1 protein-coding gene is annotated in these 2,513 nt (G+C 68.5%); it reads right to left on the minus strand.

Features of this window, described 5'->3' with window-relative positions; all coding sequences use genetic code 11:
• Positions 1 to 2,513, minus strand: a 2,513-nt coding sequence (locus IG75_RS0135505) for a condensation domain-containing protein (protein WP_030525724.1), incomplete at both ends; no start/stop codon positions are given.

The raw sequence follows: 2,513 nt of genomic DNA on the forward strand, positions 1-2,513 counted from the left end.
AACCGATCCGCTCCGCCGGATGCGCCGGATCCAACGGCACATACGCACCACCGGCCGCGACCACCGCATACATCCCGACCACGAGATCCAGCGACCGCGAAACCAGCAACCCGACCAACGTCTCCGGCCCCACACCCTGCGCGATCAAATGCCGCGCCAACCGGTTCACCCGACCCGCGAACTCGCCATAGGACAGACTCGTCCCCTCGAACGAAACCGCCACCCGATCCGGGTACGCCGCGGCCGCGGCATCGAACCGATCCAGCAGCAGCCCTTCCGGGAGCGTGTGCTCGGTGGCGTTCCACTCCGCCAGCACCCGGTCACGCTCGACCGCGGCGAGAATCTCAAGATCGCCGACCGCCGTCTCCGGCGCCGCCACGATCTCCCGCAGCAGACCCACGAACCGCTCCGCGAAGCCCACCACCGTGGCGTGGTCGAAGAGATCCGTCGCGTAGATGAACTTCGCCGCGACACCGTGAGCGGCCGCCGCGCCGGCACCTGCCGGACCCATCAGCTCGCCGAGCTCCAGCACGAGATCGAACTTCGCTGTCTCGATCGGTGACTCGAGTCCGCTGATGGTCAGGCCGGGCAGTTCCCCGGCGACCTGCGGGTTGTTGTTCTGCAGCGACAGCATCACCTGGAACAGCGGATGCCGAGCCTGCGAGCGGGCCGGGTTGAGGACCTCCACCAAGCGCTCGAACGGCAGGTCCGCGTGCCCGAAGGCGGCCACGTCACTGCTGCGGACCGTTTCCAGCAGTTCGGCGAAACCGGCCCCGTGGTCGATCGGCGTCCGCAGTGCGAGCGTGTTGACGAACATGCCGATCAGATCGTCCAGAGCACGTTCACCACGCCCGGCCACCGGTGTGCCGACGACGATATCGGTCTCACCCGACAACCGGGACAGCATCACGGCGAAGGCCGCGTGCAAAACCATGAAGAAGGTCACGCCGTGGGCGCGGGCGAGCTCCACCAATTCGGCGTGCACGGTGTCGTCGATGGCGAAGGTGTAACTGGCGCCCTGCCCGGAGGCCACCGCGGGCCGCGGGCGGTCGGCCGGCAGGTCCAACTGCTCCGGAATGCCGGCCAGAGCGTCGGACCAGTACCTGACCTGCGAGGCGATCACCGACTGCGGATCGTCCTCCGAACCCAGGACCTGGCGCTGCCACAGCGTGTAATCGGCGTACTGCACCTCGAGCGGCGACCAGCCCGGCTCACCGCCCTCGATCCGGGCGCTGTAGGCCGTGAGCACATCGCGGGCCAGCGGTCCCAGGGAGAAGCCGTCCGACGAAATATGGTGCACGACGAGAACCAGGACGTGCTCGGTCGGATTCGTCTCGAACAACCGGACCCGGAAGGGCACTCCGGTGGTCACGTCGAAACCGGCCGATACGAACTCGGCCACCCGGGCGAACAGATCCGACTCCGCGACCTCCACCGGGGTGAGATCCGGGATCACCGCCGAGGTCGGCAGCACCTGCTGGAACGGCGTGCCGTCCACATCCGGGTAGAAGGTTCGCAGCGCTTCGTGCCGCGCCAGCACGTCGGCGATCGCGATCTGCATGGCCTGGCGGTCGAGCAGACCCGACAACCGCACCGCGATCGGCATATTGTCCGCGGCCGAGGCCGGATCGAACCGGTTCAGGAACCACATCCGCTGCTGCGCCAGCGACAGCGGCACCCGTTCCACGACCTCGCCCGTCGCCAGGACCTGGGTCGGCCGCGGCTGCGGCACCAGCGCCACCCGGCCCCCCGCGCCGGCATGGGTCTCCGCGCGGGCGGCCAGTGCCGCCACGGTGGAGGCCTCGAACAGTTCCCGGACCGGAAGTTCGGTGTCCAGTGCCACCGACAACCGCGCCGCCACCCGGGTGGCGCTGAGCGAGTTACCGCCCAGCTCGAAGAAGTCGTCGTCCGCACCGACCCGCTCGGCACCCAGTACCTCGGCGAAGGTCGCGGCCACGATCTCCTCGACCGGAGTCGAGGGCGCCCGGAACACTCGCGCCTGGAACACCGGCGCCGGCAGCGCCTTGCGATCCAGCTTCCCGGAGGCGTTCAGCGGCAACTCGTCCAGTACCACGAACGCGGCGGGCACCATGTACGCCGGGAGCAGCTCCGTCAGATCCTCACGCAGATCCTCGATATCCAGCAGCGCGCCCGGGGCGGGCACCAGGTAGGCGACAAGCTGGTCGCCGGTGCGCGCGTCACCACGCATGACCACCACGGCTTGCCCGACCTCGTCCACACCGGCCAGCGCCGACTCGATTTCGCCGAGTTCGATGCGCAGACCACGCAACTTCACCTGGAAATCGGTACGACCCAGATACTCCAACTCACCGGCAGCAGTCCACCGCACCAGGTCACCCGTGCGATACATCCGCTCCGCAACATCGAACGGATCGGCCACGAACCGATCCGCCGACAGATCCGGGCGCGCCACATACCCACGCGCCAACTGCACACCCGCGAGATACAACTCACCCGCAACACCCACCGGAACCGGCCGCAACCGCCCGTCC

Source organism: Nocardia rhamnosiphila NBRC 108938 (genome assembly GCF_000720425.1).
Lineage (GTDB): Bacteria > Actinomycetota > Actinomycetes > Mycobacteriales > Mycobacteriaceae > Nocardia > Nocardia rhamnosiphila.